This window comes from Rhizobium sp. LjRoot258 (assembly GCF_964254185.1).
Taxonomy (GTDB): Bacteria; Pseudomonadota; Alphaproteobacteria; order Rhizobiales; family Rhizobiaceae; genus Rhizobium.
This window is the reverse complement of the sequence record NZ_CAXUST020000001.1, coordinates 1833153-1848373: the sequence shown is the minus strand read 5'-3', so window position 1 is coordinate 1848373 and position 15221 is coordinate 1833153. Positions and strand designations below refer to the sequence as shown.

The window sequence follows — 15221 nt, the reverse complement described above, 5'->3', positions numbered from 1 at the left end:
CTGCAGTCTGTTGCATATGACGTTTTTATGACAGAGTTTGTCACGACAAGTTCAAGAGGGAGGCGGAACATGGGTGAGAAGCGGAAACGCGTTTATGAAGCGCTTTTGGATGGCGCCACAGAAGGTCTTTCCGGCAAGGGGCTTTACGATTTCGTATTGAACCGTTGTCCCCAAGCGAGCAGCAAGAAGATTGTGCGTGCCTCGCTTCTGGCGCTTACAGATCCTCATGTAAAGGATCCGCATATCCTGAATACCATCTACGCGCTCGCGATAAAGCACCGAATGGATGAGGTCGGCTCCGCGTACGATCCCGACGATCGGGAGAACCCTGCCGAGAAAACCCCAGTTCTCCGCAAGCTGAAGAAGAAGGCGGAATCGTCCGCTTATGCAGCCCTTCAGGCACATCCGACGTGATTGGGAAGCGGCTATACCGAGGCGGCTCCCGGAAAGGCGACCAAGATGCAAAAAAGCCGGGGTTAACCCGACCTTCCGTGGCCACCTCCCGCCGCTGTTGCAGCGATCAGTTGAACCCACCGCCAATTGCGGTCATGGCTTTCTTTTGACAGGTGGATATCACCTCATGCCGGCTGCGTTTGGATCACCTCGTTCAGGCTCTCCGAGGGGACGCCGATACTTTTTGTCTCGAAAAGATATCCGGTGGAGAAGTTGGCCTCCCTACATCGCCAAGCTGGCCGGGAGGCTGATAACGGCGTCACGAAGGGCTTGGGACCAAGTGGAATCGAACATGGTCGATGTCGCTACGACGAAGATCGCGAGGCTGAGCGAAAACAGAGCGACAGAAAGGAGAGCTGATGGTTCGATCTGATCAGCGGGCGAACGGGCGCTCGCTTGATCATCGGATTCCCGCAACGTCCGCGGCGTGGTGCGAGGCACGGGGATGTTCGAGTTGGCAGGCGCTAGAAGGTGCAGTTTGAGAGCGGCGCCCTTCTTCGACTGCACGTTTTGCCTCGAGGAGAGTTCGGAGACTTTCATAGTCGTTTAGCCTGAAGAATTTATGATGGGTCTACGTATGTCCTGGGACGGGCATCAGCAATCTATCTCTTGGTATCAGTCTCGAAACACTCTGTTCGTGCATCGCCAGATCCCGAGATCATGTGTTGCAGCTCAAAGGCGGCGTCGTCCATCTGATCGCGCAGCAGTTCTTCGATCTTAGCGGCGACCTTGGCTGGCGGATCCGGCCCGGTGCCAGCGGTCGTGCTCAGCGGATCGCCCATGAGAGGCATCGCGCCTTGTGGGTCCTGCCACGGCGACATCGAGAACAAGCTTGGTAGCCCATGGCTCGGCGGTCAGTCCGCTGTCGACATCAAGGCGCAGCTCGAGGCGTTCGCTTCCGGATCTCGGCGGAATGACACCAGCGAGCAGATGCGAAATATCGCACGGCCATGACGCCAGAGGAAATAGACGCTGCAGCGACCTATTATGCTTCGATGCGATAGCAGCCGGCATTGAGCTCCGGTTCCGCAGCGACGTTTTGCCACGAAGATTCCAACAGTTTCGACGACCGATCCGATTGGGCTGCCAACGCCTATCGGCGGGCGAAACCCCGAACTCAAAAGATGTTACTGCGCCTTGTGTCTGGTCTCGCTCCTGAGCGGCCCATGCACGGTCTCCGCCGCGGAACTGATCGACCTCGGCCGCCGTGGCCCTTGTAGGTCGGAGCACGTGCTCGGTGTTTCCCGCGTGACTGCTACTTGCCGAGCAAATTGGTGGCCTGGAGCACTTGCGCTGAATAGGTCTTCCTGTTCCCGGAATGCGCAAGAGCGGGCGCTACCGTATGAGGGGTGGAATATATCTCTAGGATACGTAGAATTCGAATAGTTGAAGCAATCAATACTTATATCGATATATATTAATGTGCCTCGTGGCTGTATTGGATCCGGGGCGCAACGATGCTTGAGTTTTTCAGTCGGCATGCTCATCGATTTGTTCGCGACAATGACGGCAACTTCGCAGTTCTGACTGCGCTGGCAATGGTGCCGTTACTCGCGGCGGCTTCCGTTGCGGTTGACTACGCCAATGCCGGTTTCGAGGCTGACAAGCTGCAGGAGGCATTGGATAGCGCTGCGCTCAGGGCGGTCCGGCTTTACGGCGAGGGCCAAACCGAGGCGGAAGCCACTCAGATGGCGAACGAGACGTTCTTCGGCAATTGGGACCCCTCTCAACGCAACGGGGAACCCCCCGCGGTGGTGCTTCCCCCGTCCCTGAATATCCTCTACTCGGAGGTGGGACAGCAGATAACGGCGGCGGCCGACTATTCTTTTGACTACCAGCCGGTGTTTCTCACTCGCTTATCGTTCCCTATCTCGCGCCACAGCAGCGCTTCTTACCAGACGGGCGGCGAAGCCTGCATCCTGGCGCTCAATCGGACAGCCGACCGCGCGTTCGAGGTGAGCGGTAGTTCCAGGGTCGATACGTCTGGCTGCACGATCACCGCAAACTCAAGCAGCGACGAAGCCATCTATGTCGGCGGGTCGGGAACCCTGAAGACGGAGTGTCTTTATACGCCGGGCAAGGTCTCGGCGTCGCCAAGCAGCACTACTCTTGCGTGCGGCCAACCGCGCGAAGGAAGCGCTGTGGCCATCGACCCGTTCAAGCGCAAAACAATGCCGACTGCCGGACAAGCGGTGGATCTGTCCGGATGCGGACAGAACTTTGTCGGCGGCGGCGGCGGTGGCGGCACGTGCAATGGTACGGGCAAGACACCAAACAAACCTCCCGAAGGATATGCCGTGACGCTGAAGCCGGGGACGTACGACGGTCTGGAAATCAAGGGCAATGTGAAGCTGGAGCCCGGCAATTACATTATCGACGGCGGCACATTGAAGTTTGCCAGCCAGTCGGTCCTCACCGGCGATCAGGTCACCTTCTTCCTGCTGAACGGTGCTGCAATCGACATCCATGGCGGCTCGACCTTCAACGTCACCGCCCCGACATCGGGCGCATGGGCCGGGTTCTCGATTGTCGCCGACCGGAGCAACACAGCTCCTGCGGTCATCAACGGGAACAGCAACTCGCACCTCAACGGCATCATCTACATGCCGGCGGCCCAGGAAGTCCAGTACGCCGGCAATGGCGGGACGGGTGGCGAATGCGTCCGCATCATCGCACAGGAGATCACAATGATCGGCAACAGCACGTTCAAGCTGGATTGCAAGTCGGAACTGGCGAACAACGAGATCAACAATCCCGGTGCCATCCGACTTGTCGAATGAGGGCAGACAATCGGCGACTGCCGGGTAACCGTGTACGTTTCTTGTCCGATTTCGACGTCGGCACAGATGAATGTGGTGCGGGGCAGCACGTCGGCGGGAATCCTTGCCACCCTATGGCGACGAACGCGACGTCCTTGAGCAGCAGGATGGGACGCCCGGCCAAATGAATGCGTCTATCGCCAGAACCGCTTCGCATCGAGGATGTTGTCCACCGAGTCCTGCGCCTTATCAATGAGGACGTCTTTGTCGGCATGGGACAGGACGCTGTCGCGAGCCGGATGGTCGGCCAAAGCGTACTTCTCGAGGACGTCGGGACCGATCGCCAAATCATTGAGCGCCCCCAGATAGTCTTGAAGATCCGCCATGCCGGCGATGAACTCCTTGGACCGCCGTGCCCCACGCTTGCTGTCAAACAGAGAACCGAAGAATTCCGCCGCATAGCGAAGCTTCTTTGCGTCCTTTCGAACCTCATGACGATGCTCGTCGTCGACCGCCGCCAGCGCTCTGCCGTGCTTCTTCAGTTTCTTTCTCATCTTGTCGAGTGCCTCGGCGGCGAACTCCGACGCCGAGATGCCTGGCCGATCGTCGGTGGCTATCCATTCAAGGTATTCGCCGCACTGAAGCCAGTCATTGAAATCAAGCGCGAGCGCCCGAGCGCGCGACGAGTTCAGCGTCACGATCGCATCGTCGTACGCGTCTCTGCGAGCGTCTGTCAGCTTGCTGACCAGACCGGCGTCCTTAGCCTTCGCGAGCAGGACGTCGATGTTGCGGGCTTCGCCTAGTACGCCGGCCAGCCATCGCATCTCGGCGTTCAGTCGCCCTGGCTCCTCGCCCGACAGGATTGGCTTGAACAGCGAAAACGCCGAACGCAACCGCCGGAGCGCCACGCGAGCCTGGTGCACGGCTTCAGGATTGCGTCGATGCAGGAGGACGTCCTCATTGAGGCGGAACTGCCGGAAGCAGGACGAGGCGATCGTCTCGAAGGCTGCCACGGCCGGCATATTGCGGTCGAGATCGAGACCCTCCGCCTTGAAGACGGACCTCTGCTGATCAACGAGCGCGAATCCTTTTTCCGACTTGGAGCGGACGCCGAACCGGGACGGGACGATCCCGTCGACCTTGCGCGCCAGGATGAACAGGTCTCTTCGGTCGCCATCTCTACGCTGCGACTTCCCTAATCGCTTGCGCAAAGACGGGCAACGAGCGCTCGACCATCACATCGTTCGCGGTGAGGCTGATCCGCAGGCGGCCGGGCAACTGCGCGACGCTCCCCGGCAGAACCCAGACGCCGTCGGCCGCAAGGCGCGCCGCGAATGCCATGTCGTCCGGGATCGGAGATCGCGGAATCAGATAGAAGGTGCCTTCGGGCACCGGTAGATCGTAGCCTGCTGCCCTAAGGCCTTCGACCATACGATCGCGGCGCCGCTCGAGGGCGGTAACATCGATGCAGAGTTTCTCAAGATCGGGCAGGGCCCGCTGCAGGGTTCGACCGGCGAAGGCCCAGCCATGCGATACCTGAGCTATGTCGACCGCCTCGCGCAGCCTCATGCGATCGGCCTCTGGCATGTCCGCCCCGAGCGCGAGCCAGCCGAGGCGCTCGCCGGGTGCAAGCAGAGTCTTGCCGTAGGAGTACGCGATCAGCGTGTGCGGATAGCTTTCGGCCGGGCTGATATGGGCGTTACCGCCAAACACTAGCCGCGCATAAGGCTCGTCGGCAAGCAGGTAGATCACCTTGCCGTGTCGCTCGGATGCCGCGGCAAGCATATCGGCGAGCGCATCGAGTTGAGCGCGCGGGAATATTCGACCGGTTGGGTTGTGCGGGGTATTCACCACGACGACGCGCGTGCGCGACGTGATCGAGGCCGCGATCTTCTCAATATCGAGATCGAAATTGACGGGCGACAGGTCCACGGCAACGGGCGTGCCGGCGGCTCCGCGAATCTGAGCGCCATAGGCGAACCAGCCGGGGCGCGGATAGATTACCTCGTCGCCCACCTCGAGCACGGCGAGCAGCGCCGCCGCTATCGCGCCGAACCCTCCGGCGGTGATGGCGATGTCGGCCGGTTCGTAGGAGCGGCCGCGCGTTTCGCTCAGCTTGCGAGCGACCGTCTCGCGCGCCAAGGCATCGTATTTTTGGTAGCCGAACCAGTGAACGTCCTGCGGCTCGGCGTGGCGGACCAGCGCATCGACGAGGCCGCGCAACGGTGGCTCCTGCGGATTGCCGAACATGAAATCGCAAGCATCTGGACCGAGGCCATCTCCTTCGAGCACCCGTTGCGCGAAGTCCATGACCGCGCGCATTTCCTCTGTTACGGCGAGCATCCGGCTGGACACGGTGGCGATCGGCATGGCGCACCTCCCTGCGGGCGGCGCCTGTCCCTCGGTCAAATACGCCGCCCGACCCCGACAGTATCATCTGTCTGCCTCCCAGTCGCAGGAAAGTTCTCGTCGGTTTCCCGACGCCAGGGCGCGGATCCTGCAGATGGCCTTGAGGGCCTGGCGGATCGGACAATATGCAACGGCGTACCGCGGTAACGCCGGTTTGCGGCTGACGCGCCAGCGCTTCCAGGAGCCCTTCCCGCGTGCACATGGAGCGACACGTCGGGCGGCCTCTCCAGGGAGGTCACCTAAATTGGCGCTCTGCGGTCCCACGCTCGTCTAACACCAAGTTTTTTGAGATAGTGAGTGTTGGGCAGATCACCCGATCTGCCCGTTATCGAGGGAGGATGTCCTATGCCACTTTTCGTAACAACAGGGTGCTATACAACCACGTCGGCGAAGGGAATGATTGACAATCCATCGAACCGAGAACAGGCGGCCCGTGGCATCATGGAAGCAGCGGGCGGGAAACTGCATTCTTTCTACGTCACGACCGGCGAAACCGACTGGATGGCAATCACGGAATTCGACGATGGTGCTGACCTGATCCCCGCACTTCTCGTCATCGGCGCATCGGGAGCCGTCTCGAATGTCAAAACCGTGCGAGCCTACACGGGCGCGGAATTCAAGGCTGCGCAAGAGAAGGCGGGCACAATCGCATCTACCTACAAGCCCCCGGCAAAATAGGCAGGTCCCTGGTTGAAACATCTCTGGCAGCGGATCGAACCTCCGCTGCCAGAAACGATGTGTTGGCGCTCAATGAGGCCGCATTCGAGCGCGCGGTCAGTTCGATTGCGGCATGCCCGCGAGCTGCTCGATTCGCTGGAGACCTCTCAACCTCCTCGCGATCGCGAGGAAGTAGCGGCAAAGGCGCGCGCGAGAACGGCGATCCGGTTCTGCCAGACGATCATGGGCGTTCTGATCTTCGCTCCGTTCGTTCACTTCGGCCAATCCATTTCGCCGCCGTCCTGGGGCTGGCTTCTCGGCATTGGCATCATTCATACGGGCATTGCTTGGGTCATCATCTACTCGGCCTATCCACAGCTCTCGACCCCCGTCATCGGTATGCTGAGTTTCATCTACCCGATTGTCGCCGCCGTCATCGACTGGGCGATCTACGACCATCCCCTTGGTCTGTCACGGGATGGCGGATCAGGATGCTGACAGGCGCGACTGCCAAAATTGGGAGAGGCTAGGCTTTGACTTTGAATTGGATACTATCTGTGGTCCTCTTTGCCATCGCTTCATCCGGCTCGCCGGGACCGAACAACATGCTTCTGACGACAACCGGCGCAAACTACGGCTTCGCGCGTTCGTTGCCGCACGTATTTGGCACGGGCGTCGGCATCTGTATCATCTTTCTGGGACTTGGTGTGTTTGGCAGCCAATTGTTGGAGAATGAGACCTTTCGGAACGTGCTGAAGTGGGGTGGCGTCGTTTACCTCGCTTGGCTCGCTCTTAAGATCGCCACGAGCCGTCCCGACGCAGCATCCCAAGGAGATGCGGATAGCGCCCAACCCCTGACCTTTATTCAGGCGCTGTTCTTTCAAGCGCTCAATCCGAAAGTCTGGTTAGGTGGCGCAAGTGGCATCCTGCTTCGGCATAGTCTCCGGCTCGGGATAAATCCCGGACCTCCATATCGACATCTTGAAGGTGCAGGCGCGAAATTTCCACTAGCTTCGTGTGTCGGTGTCGGATTGTCGTTCCCCCGTTCGTCCTCTGCTTCAACAGCACAGGAGAACGGCCAATGAGCAGCGAAACCAAAGTCAATATCGAAGAAGAGACGATTATCGCCATGCTAGCGATGCGCGCTTCCGCGCTCGGCGAAAAAGATGCCAAGGGCGCACTTTCCTACGAAACCGAGGATTCTGTCGAGTTTTCGCTAGCGCCGCCGCTCGTCTATCACGGCAAGGACGAGGCAGGCCTACAGGCGTGGTTCAATACCTGGGAAGGTCCGATCGGTGGCGATGTTTGCGATGCCAAGCTAACGGTCGGCGGAGACGTTGCTTTCTGGAGTGGTCTGACGCGCATGACGGGAACTAAGACCGACGGCACCGAGGTCGATCTTTGGTTTCGTCAAACCCTTGGCCTGGTGAAGTGCGATGGCCGCTGGATGGTGTCCCACCAACATGCATCCGTGCCATTCGCCATGGATGGAAGCGGTCGCGCTCTGCTCGATCTCAAACCTTAAACGGCTGGCCTCATATCGATGTCCCCAGGCCGCCAACGGTGGAGTTTTACTTTGTCCGATGAGAGGTCCAGGCTCTGATGCCCAATCTCAGCGCCTCTTCGCGATGCTTTTCGCTTTCATTGAGAGGTGCGCCGATCGTCGCGATGGCTTCAAGCTCGGCTGCAGTTGCGGTCCGCCTCTTCAAAAACCCGCTCCGACGACATTGATCACGGCATCTTATGGTGGAAGTGCTCATTGAGCCGAACCTCGATGCGTGCGTGTATGTTGCTGGCACGCATCCCGCGGGGTTGCGACGAATCTGCATAAGGCCTCCTTGTCGAGTATGCGCTCGTAGCTATCCGGATCGACCAGACGCCACGAATTAATCTACGAGACAAAGGCCGCCTTGCGACGGCCTTTCAATAGCGAATGTTGCGTAAGTCAGCGGCTCTGGACTGCGGCCGCAGCCTTGCGGATCACGTCGATGACTACGTCGGGTTGGGAGAGTGCAAATAAGATCTGGGAAGAGGAGGGCCGTCTTGACGGCTTTCACGAAGGTCATTGGAGGCGGGCTGAAGAGCAGCCCACGGCAGAGGAGGCTGCCGACGTCACGGAAGCGAACCAGAATGCCTCCGCACAGTTCGATGGCGATCGCAAGTCCGGCTCTATCGCGAACGTCCCCCACCCTCGAGGATCAGCCCCGTCGTCGGTCGGCCGCTCGGCCCAGAATTATTTCAGCATTTGAATCGTTTTTACGATTTCAGAATCGATTTTTCGTCCATGCTTGAATCAGATTTTTCTCGGTTGCAGCAAATTCAACGGTTTGGCTGAATCGGCTTGAATTGATTGCATAGTCGCGGCAGAGCCAACCTATTTGCACCGTGTTTGGGGTGCATGCAGAGGGAACGAAGCCAGCTGATTCGAGATGTTTGCTCGCTGCATTCTGGAGTTCCGGTTTGAATGAAAGCGCGCCTTAATGTTCGTGTGCTAGTACCGGGACATAAAAAGGGCTCCTGAGTATGAAATACGCGCGCTTGCGACCGCTTCTCCTCCTCTTCGTTCTTCCTCTTTTCGCTGCGCTCTCGATCTATACTGGGCTCGTCGCGGTTCTGGAGTTTGCCACCGAAAGGAGCGATAAAATCGCAGCCGAGCGCCAAAAGCATCTTGCCGAGACGCTCGTTTCGAAAATGCAGGCGGCGGTGGCCCACGACCAGGAGAGTGCGACTGTCTGGGACGATGCGGTTCAAAACGTCAGCGACGGCAATACGGACTGGATGGAGATGAACCTCGGCAAGTGGATGTTCAGCTACTTTCAGCACGACCGCGCTTATGTGATCGCTCCGGATGGTCGCGCAGTATATGTTTTTGCTTCGGACGAGGCGAATTCGGCGAAAGCGTACCAACAGGTCCGCGATGTCGTGTCGCCGTTGGCGGACCGGCTGCGCGCAAGGCTCGTTGACGGTGACGACACCGGGATTTCTGACCAAGTCTTGAGTATTGGGGAAAGCGATCTCTCAACCGTCAACAGCCACCCGGCAATTGTCAGCGTGAAGCCGATCGTCTCCGACACCGGGAACATCAAGCAGAGCCCCTCGGAGATATATTTCCATGTTGCCATTCGTTATCTCGATGGCAGCTTCCTGACGGGGATGTCGAGCGAATATCAGTTTGATGACCTCACCTTTGCCCGGACCAAGTCGCCGCAAGACAAACGGTCTTTCGCGGCAACTAGAAGTGCTGATGGCAAAGAATTCGGATACTTCTCCTGGCGTCCCTTTGAACCCGGGGAAGCGGTCGCCAAGTCAGTTCGCCCGGCTCTAGGTGCTGTCGGAGTATCCGTGTTCGTCGCGCTGGCAGGAATGGGGGCGATGATTGGTGCGCGAAACCGGAAGCTACGGCAGAGCAGGGCCGAGCTTGAACATCTCGCTCGGCACGACACCCTCACTGGACTGGCGAACCGGGCGCGGTTTGCCGAGCATTTGGCTCAAGTGATCTCGGGGTCTGCCGCGACCCAGTCGAACGCGGTCCTGTTCATGGATCTTGATCGTTTCAAGCAGGTGAATGATACATTGGGGCATCCCGTTGGCGATCGGCTCCTCGTGCTCGTAGCGGACAGGTTGCGCGAGATTTTTCCGGACAGTGTCGTTGGCAGGCTCGGAGGCGATGAGTTTACAGCGGTCATCACGGATGTCACGAACGATCAGATCTCGCAGTCGTGCAAGCGAGTCATCGAATCCATGCGGCGTCCGTTCGAGATCAACGGAACGCCAATCAGCATCGGTGCGAGCATTGGCGTTGTGATTGGTATCGGACCTGATGTTGATCCTCCCGACCTGACGCGGAAGGCTGACATCGCTCTCTATAATGCGAAGGCGGCGGGCAGGAACCGCTTTGCGATCTTTGGCCCCCACATGGACGACTTGGTCCAAGACCGCCGCGAACTTGAATGCGACCTGCGGCTGGCGATCCAGAATCGCAGAGATCTAGAGGTGCATTTTCAGCCGGTCTACGCTGCCCCGAATGGAGCCTTGTTTGGCGCTGAGGCGCTCCTTCGGTGGAAGCACCCCTCAAGAGGCCTTATCAGCCCGGAGGTGTTCATCCCTATTGCCGAGGAGTGCGGCGTCATCGCCCAACTTGGCGATCTTGTTCTTGAGGAGGCCTGCCTGGCGGCCCAGCGGTGGCCGAATCTCGAGATTGCAATCAACGCCTCACCCGTCGAGCTTCGAAGCGAGGCGTATGCGTTCAGGGTCACTGCGGCTTTGAACAATCATCGGATCGATCCGACACGGCTGGAGATCGAAATAACCGAGGGCACGCTTCTCGACAGCGTAGGGGAATGCCAGCGGAATATTGAGGCACTTCGCTCCATAGGCGTCCGCTTCGCGCTGGACGATTTTGGCACGGGCTTCTCCTCCTTCGGTCGCCTACAGTATATCGCAGTCGATCGTATCAAGATCGACAAAAGCTTCGTGGACGGCTTCGGCAGCCAAGAGGCTGACAACCGAGCTATCGTCGAGGCGATGATAAGGCTGGCAAGGGCCAAGGGGCTGAAGACAACTGCGGAAGGCGTGGAGACCGAAGAGCAGCGGGCAATCCTCAAAGAACTGGGTTGCGATCATCTGCAAGGGTACCTCTTGTCGAAGCCCATGACCAAGGACGCATTCGACATGATGGTTGGTGCAAATGTCATTGATTTGCAGGCGAAGCGATAAGTTGACATGCGCGCCCGGAAAAACACGCGGGCCAGACAGGGCTCCCATCTAGCGGCTCGTGGCGCGAAGCGCGATCGGCAACAGGTGCCAATTTCGCGGATGAGCGGCTGATCGGTGCCTTTGCCAAGCTGAGTTCAAACCCTGAGAATTTCGGCTCCGCTGACCTGGAATGGGCAGCCTCGAAATGAGGACGAGGAGTTCTCGAACGCGCCCGCAGTTGCTAGGGGCTTGCAATTGGTCCGGCCACGCCAGCTTCGAGACGAGACTCTTGCGATCCGATCACCATCCTGTTTCCCCGCCAATCGAAGCTCCCGGCCAACCAGCTCCTTATCCAGATGATTGGGAGCAGGACATCGCGCGTAACCATTGCGACGGGCGATAGCGGGGTGAGGTACCAATTCTTGCGGGCTGCAAGAATAAGCTCTGGCGTGTAGGCGGCGCATAAAACGGCGAAGGCTGCTGCGAAAAGACCGGCCCCGGAAATAAACGCAGCGCTCATGCATAGAAATAGTGGCGGAACCACGCCAAGCAGGATTTCCGGCGCAAAGAAATGAGGGAAGGTGACGCGTCTCAACCGAGCCCAACGGCACTGTCTGGCCCACACGTCGCGGAAGGTTCTCCTTCCCAGGGGCTGCTCGAACGGCCCGGCGACGAGATGCACCTTAAGGCCCATCGTGTTCACAAGTTTTGTAGCGGCGGCGTCTTCTGCGATTTCAGCCGCAAGTGCCTGGATGCCGCCGTGGGAGTCGAGGGTTTTCTTGCGCCATAGCATGCTCTTGCCTTGCGCGAAGCCGAATCCAAGGGCCTCTCCCGCATATTGCCAACGCGCTTGATGCGTGTTGAGAAACGCGCATTCGACCTCCGCCCAAAATCCGTTCGGACGGGAGCCGAGTGGCGTCGAGCAGACAAGTCCGCTATCAGGCCGCCATGCGGCCATCAGGCGTGCGAGATAGTCCGCGGGCATCAAGACGTTGGAATCGGCAAGAACCACCCACTCATGCGACGCCGCGTTCCAGCCCTTGACGCAATTGTTGAGTTTCGGATTTGCGCTGATGCGATCATCCCCGACGAGAATCTTCGCCTTTGTCAGCGGTTTTTTTCGGAGCGCCTCCTCAGCCAGGCAAACAACCGGATCGGTCTTGTCGGCAATGCAGAAGATGATTTCGTACTCGGGCCAGTCCAGGCTCAGTGCGCTTTCGAGCGTCTCTCGCGAAAACTGTTCCACGCCGCAAAGCGGCACCACGATTGAGACAGGCGGACGCGCGGGGACGCTTGGCGTTTCGTCTTGGCGCGATCGAATCCGCCATCCCGCGATCATAAGGCTGAGGGTATTGACTGCCAGTAGGGCACCGGCGACGGCAATGATATACAGCATCAGTCATTCCAGCGGTGAACAGCGCCGGAATGAAAACGAGTCTCAGCGCCCGGTGCGTTAAGACATCACCGTCACATGACGCGATGATGACATCTGCCCGGCGGCGGCGTCCTAGCCCGTGCGGAGGACGGTCCGACCAGGTGTCTGGCGCCTGCTGCGATGCCGACGGCGACCGGCCTCGCTCAATGTTTTCTCCTCATAGCCCTCTGAATCTTCACAACCTCACCTTTCATCAAGATCAGAAAGTGCTTCCTGTCGAGGCGATTGGCAACCTCGCCATCCACTGTCATGTAGTCGGTTCTAGGGCTGGCGATGGCTTCATCGGCAACCCTGATCTGTTCAATAACGATGCAGGGATTTCCAGCGTCACCCGTGCATTTGAACCGCCGCGTCTCCTGGTACTGTGACATCGCTACCCTCCTAGCTGAGGGCAAGCATCATCGTTTCCGAAGCCACGATTTCAAGTTCTATTTTAGTTGATGCTGAATTATTCGAAGGGTGAATGTCGTGCGCGAGATAACGGGCACAGCCCGGTGCTGGTTTGGACAGCGCCGGGCCTATGTGACTGCAGTTGAGGGACATGCAGTCGGTGCAACGACAAAGGGTTGCGTTGCCTAGAAAGAACGCCGCTCAGCGTTGAATGTTCCGCCCACGGCCTATCGGTGCGTTGTCGACAATTGGCGGTTGTTTTGGCGCCATGGAAATAGCGGTTGGTAACAGCTTGTTAGGTCTAGCGTGGCGCCTCGGCGCTGAACACGAGCGCCGACATCCGCCCTTCGATCGGACCTTTGCCAAAGATCTGTTCAAGGATCTCGGTTACCCGTGCCAAGACATCGACCTTCGGTTCGCGTGCTTCGATTTCCATGCGGAGCGGACTGCCCTTACAGAAGGCGGTCGCCACGTCCCTTGCCGAGGATGCACGGGCAGTCATTTCGACCTTTGCGAAGGTCGCCGACTGGAAGCCGGCCCGCTCGAGTTCAGATAGGATCGCCTCGGCATCAAAGTAGCCGTGCGGTGTCCGCCGGAAGAAATCCGGCGGATCGTCTGGAAACAGCGCATCCGTCGCAGCCTTGACAGCCTTTGCGAAATCGTTGTTCTCGACGGAGTCCCAGGTGTTGAAGAGGAGCGTCCCCTTCGGCTTCAGCACGCGGAGGATTTCGCGGTAGGCGCGGTGCTTGTCGGGAAAGAACATGACGCCGAACTGGCTTGTGACGGCGTCAAAGATCTGATCGGGGAAGGGCAGGCTCAACGCGTCGGCCTGTCGCCATGCGACATGCCCTCCGGAATGTCTCAATGCGGCGACATCCAGCATGGCCTGGTTCAAATCGGTAGCGATGATTTCGGCGTGCGGAAGCGCCGACGATATCGCACGCGTCAGAGCGCCGGACCCCGCTGCGACTTCGAGAACGCGGTGCGGATGAAGCGACGCCAAGCGCTGCGCCAGATCGGCCGCATAAGGGTCAAACAGGATCGGCACCAGATACCGATCATAGGCTGCAGGGATATCACCTTGGAAACACGCGTCGTTCATCGCCATGGTCGTTCCGCTCCGTAGCCGCGCCCCGGAGCGTATATTAGAGCCTTTCACCGCATCTTTGAAGGCGCAAGGATATACGCTGCGTGCTCAATGAGGGTATGTCATATCCAAAGCTTGCAGACCGAGGTCATCGGCGAGATGTCTCGGCAGTCGTGCCAACTGGTCTCGCGTTCGATTGCGTGCCTGACGTGTGATTTGACGCGATCTGAATGCGTAGAAGATGTCGAAGATTGCGTTGAGAGTGCTCATCGCGGCCTCCTTTCATCGGTACTAGCCACTACGATCGAAGGGTATTGCCCGGTTGACTTTCAATCAAACAAAATGATATGGAATTCAAATTCAGAAAAATTGAAAGATGCGACGATGAGCATTCCCTTTCGCCGTCCCATTCCTTTGCTTGATAACGACGTGCTGCGCACGTTCGTTGCCATCGCAGAGACCGGCAATTTTTCCACGGCCGCCGAGGCTGTCTATCGGACACCATCGGCCGTCTCCATGCAGATCAAGAAGCTGGAGGAACAGCTCGGTGCCACGCTCTTCCTGCGGGATGCGCGGTCGGTCAGCCTGACCCAACATGGCGAACTGCTGCTTTCCTATGCGCGCAACATGCTTGCTTTGTCGAACGAGGCGGTTTCGCGATTCATTATGCCCGATCTCAGCGGCGTCGTGCGGCTTGGCGCACCGGAGGATATCGGCGAACGACTGCTGCCGAGCATCCTGAAAAGCTTCGCCGAGAGTTTCCCGAGCATCATGGTCGATGTCACCATCGACATGAGCATCGGCCTCAAGAAACGTATGGAAGAGCAGCGGCTGGACCTGGCACTGATCAATTGCGCGACGCGTCCCCTGCCGACGGATGGCGAGATCGTCTTTCGCGAGCGGCTGATATGGGCCGGCGCCAAGTGCGGTACGGCGCACCGCCGCGATCCGCTGCCGATCTCGATCTGGGAGGATGGCTGCATCTGGCGCTCCGAGGCATTGTCTCAACTTGAGCGCATGAAGCGCGGTTATCGTGTCGCTTTCCTCAGCGGCCACACCATGGCCCAGCGAGCGGCTGTGGTTTCCGACCTGGCGATCGCGCCACTGCCGCGCTCCTATGTCACCGATGAGATGACAATCCTCGGCGTGCAGGAGGGGTTGCCTGAACTCGGCTCCTTCGACATTAGGCTTCTCACTGCGTCGCAGATGAATGGCCCGATGCGGGCAGTGGCCGAAAGCATCCGCTTTGCCTTTGCGGAAAAAGCCAAGGCCGTTGCTGCTTGACAAGTTTGCGGTGACCTCCTTTCTTCCTTCGGCGTTTAACGCGCGCGGCGGC

At 58.9% G+C, this 15221-nt stretch carries 16 protein-coding genes and 2 pseudogenes; 11 read left to right on the top strand and 7 right to left on the bottom strand.

What is annotated here, in order from left to right:
- Positions 1-69 precede the first annotated feature (69 nt).
- Positions 70-414, top strand: a complete 345-nt coding sequence (locus tag ACSQ9D_RS09265) for a hypothetical protein (RefSeq protein ID WP_436281979.1) — start codon at positions 70-72, stop codon at positions 412-414.
- 261 nt (positions 415-675) lie between these two features.
- On the opposite strand, the gene ACSQ9D_RS09260 is transcribed toward ACSQ9D_RS09265, so the two are convergent.
- Together ACSQ9D_RS09260 and ACSQ9D_RS09255 are read right to left on the bottom strand one after the other, a co-directional pair.
- Positions 676-993 (bottom strand): hypothetical protein, encoded by a 318-nt coding sequence (locus ACSQ9D_RS09260; protein WP_436281978.1) that lies wholly within the window; start codon positions 991-993, stop codon positions 676-678.
- 62 nt (positions 994-1055) lie between these two features.
- Positions 1056-1235: a hypothetical protein gene (locus ACSQ9D_RS09255; protein WP_436283891.1), complete on the bottom strand. Its 180-nt coding sequence runs from the start codon at positions 1233-1235 to the stop codon at positions 1056-1058.
- Between ACSQ9D_RS09255 and ACSQ9D_RS09250 the strand changes: the two are divergent.
- Both ACSQ9D_RS09250 and ACSQ9D_RS09245 read left to right on the top strand, forming a co-directional pair.
- Positions 1222-1457 (top strand): annotated as a pseudogene (locus ACSQ9D_RS09250) (c-type cytochrome); the annotation flags it as partial. The gene ACSQ9D_RS09255 and the pseudogene ACSQ9D_RS09250 sit on opposite strands and share 14 nt — an antisense overlap.
- A 453-nt stretch (positions 1458-1910) precedes the next feature.
- Positions 1911-3233, top strand: a complete 1323-nt coding sequence (locus ACSQ9D_RS09245) for a TadE/TadG family type IV pilus assembly protein (protein ID WP_436281977.1) — start codon at positions 1911-1913, stop codon at positions 3231-3233.
- A gap of 173 nt (positions 3234-3406) precedes the next feature.
- Here the strand turns inward: ACSQ9D_RS09245 and ACSQ9D_RS09240 are convergent, their stop codons facing one another.
- Both ACSQ9D_RS09240 and ACSQ9D_RS09235 read right to left on the bottom strand, forming a co-directional pair.
- Complete coding sequence (locus ACSQ9D_RS09240; RefSeq protein ID WP_436281976.1) at positions 3407-4423, bottom strand: CHAD domain-containing protein; 1017 nt, start codon at positions 4421-4423, stop codon at positions 3407-3409.
- Entirely contained in the window at positions 4392-5582 is a 1191-nt protein-coding gene (locus ACSQ9D_RS09235) for an aminotransferase class I/II-fold pyridoxal phosphate-dependent enzyme (protein ID WP_436281975.1), read from the bottom strand. Before ACSQ9D_RS09235 ends, ACSQ9D_RS09240 begins: the two co-directional genes overlap by 32 nt.
- A gap of 435 nt (positions 5583-6017) precedes the next feature.
- Between ACSQ9D_RS09235 and ACSQ9D_RS09230 the strand changes: the two genes are divergently transcribed.
- The 7 genes and pseudogenes from ACSQ9D_RS09230 to ACSQ9D_RS09200 all read left to right on the top strand — a co-directional run bounded on the left by ACSQ9D_RS09230 (position 6018) and on the right by ACSQ9D_RS09200 (position 10994).
- Positions 6018-6299, top strand: a complete 282-nt coding sequence (locus tag ACSQ9D_RS09230) for a GYD domain-containing protein (RefSeq protein ID WP_436281974.1) — start codon at positions 6018-6020, stop codon at positions 6297-6299.
- 71 nt (positions 6300-6370) lie between these two features.
- A pseudogene (locus tag ACSQ9D_RS09225) lies at positions 6371-6509 on the top strand (DUF2277 family protein); the annotation flags it as partial.
- 12 nt (positions 6510-6521) lie between these two features.
- On the top strand, positions 6522-6776 hold the full coding sequence (locus ACSQ9D_RS09220) for an EamA family transporter (RefSeq protein ID WP_436283799.1): 255 nt from the start codon (positions 6522-6524) through the stop codon (positions 6774-6776).
- A gap of 59 nt (positions 6777-6835) precedes the next feature.
- Positions 6836-7363, top strand: coding sequence for a LysE family translocator (locus tag ACSQ9D_RS09215; protein ID WP_436281973.1), 528 nt, complete (start codon positions 6836-6838; stop codon positions 7361-7363).
- Entirely contained in the window at positions 7360-7803 is a 444-nt protein-coding gene (locus ACSQ9D_RS09210; protein ID WP_436281972.1) for a YybH family protein, read from the top strand. The genes ACSQ9D_RS09215 and ACSQ9D_RS09210 overlap by 4 nt, the downstream gene beginning before the upstream one ends.
- A 463-nt stretch (positions 7804-8266) precedes the next feature.
- Entirely contained in the window at positions 8267-8527 is a 261-nt protein-coding gene (locus ACSQ9D_RS09205) for a DUF2934 domain-containing protein (protein ID WP_436281971.1), read from the top strand.
- A 274-nt stretch (positions 8528-8801) separates the two neighbouring features.
- Positions 8802-10994 carry a putative bifunctional diguanylate cyclase/phosphodiesterase gene (locus tag ACSQ9D_RS09200; RefSeq protein WP_436281970.1) on the top strand — a complete coding sequence of 731 codons (2193 nt, stop codon included), beginning with the start codon at positions 8802-8804 and terminating at the stop codon, positions 10992-10994.
- A 220-nt stretch (positions 10995-11214) separates the two neighbouring features.
- Here the strand turns inward: ACSQ9D_RS09200 and ACSQ9D_RS09195 are convergent, their stop codons facing one another.
- The 3 genes from ACSQ9D_RS09195 to ACSQ9D_RS09185 all read right to left on the bottom strand — a co-directional run bounded on the left by ACSQ9D_RS09195 (position 11215) and on the right by ACSQ9D_RS09185 (position 13906).
- Positions 11215-12369: a glycosyltransferase gene (locus ACSQ9D_RS09195; protein ID WP_436281969.1), complete on the bottom strand. Its 1155-nt coding sequence runs from the start codon at positions 12367-12369 to the stop codon at positions 11215-11217.
- A 182-nt stretch (positions 12370-12551) separates the two neighbouring features.
- Positions 12552-12779 carry a hypothetical protein gene (locus ACSQ9D_RS09190; RefSeq protein ID WP_436281968.1) on the bottom strand — a complete coding sequence of 76 codons (228 nt, stop codon included), beginning with the start codon at positions 12777-12779 and terminating at the stop codon, positions 12552-12554.
- A gap of 320 nt (positions 12780-13099) precedes the next feature.
- Positions 13100-13906 (bottom strand): class I SAM-dependent methyltransferase, encoded by an 807-nt coding sequence (locus ACSQ9D_RS09185; RefSeq protein ID WP_436281967.1) that lies wholly within the window; start codon positions 13904-13906, stop codon positions 13100-13102.
- Between the two features lie 321 nt (positions 13907-14227).
- Here ACSQ9D_RS09185 and ACSQ9D_RS09180 point away from each other — a divergent pair, with 321 nt between their 5' ends.
- Positions 14228-15169 (top strand): LysR family transcriptional regulator, encoded by a 942-nt coding sequence (locus ACSQ9D_RS09180; protein WP_024312926.1) that lies wholly within the window; start codon positions 14228-14230, stop codon positions 15167-15169.
- Positions 15170-15221: the final 52 nt, after the last annotated feature.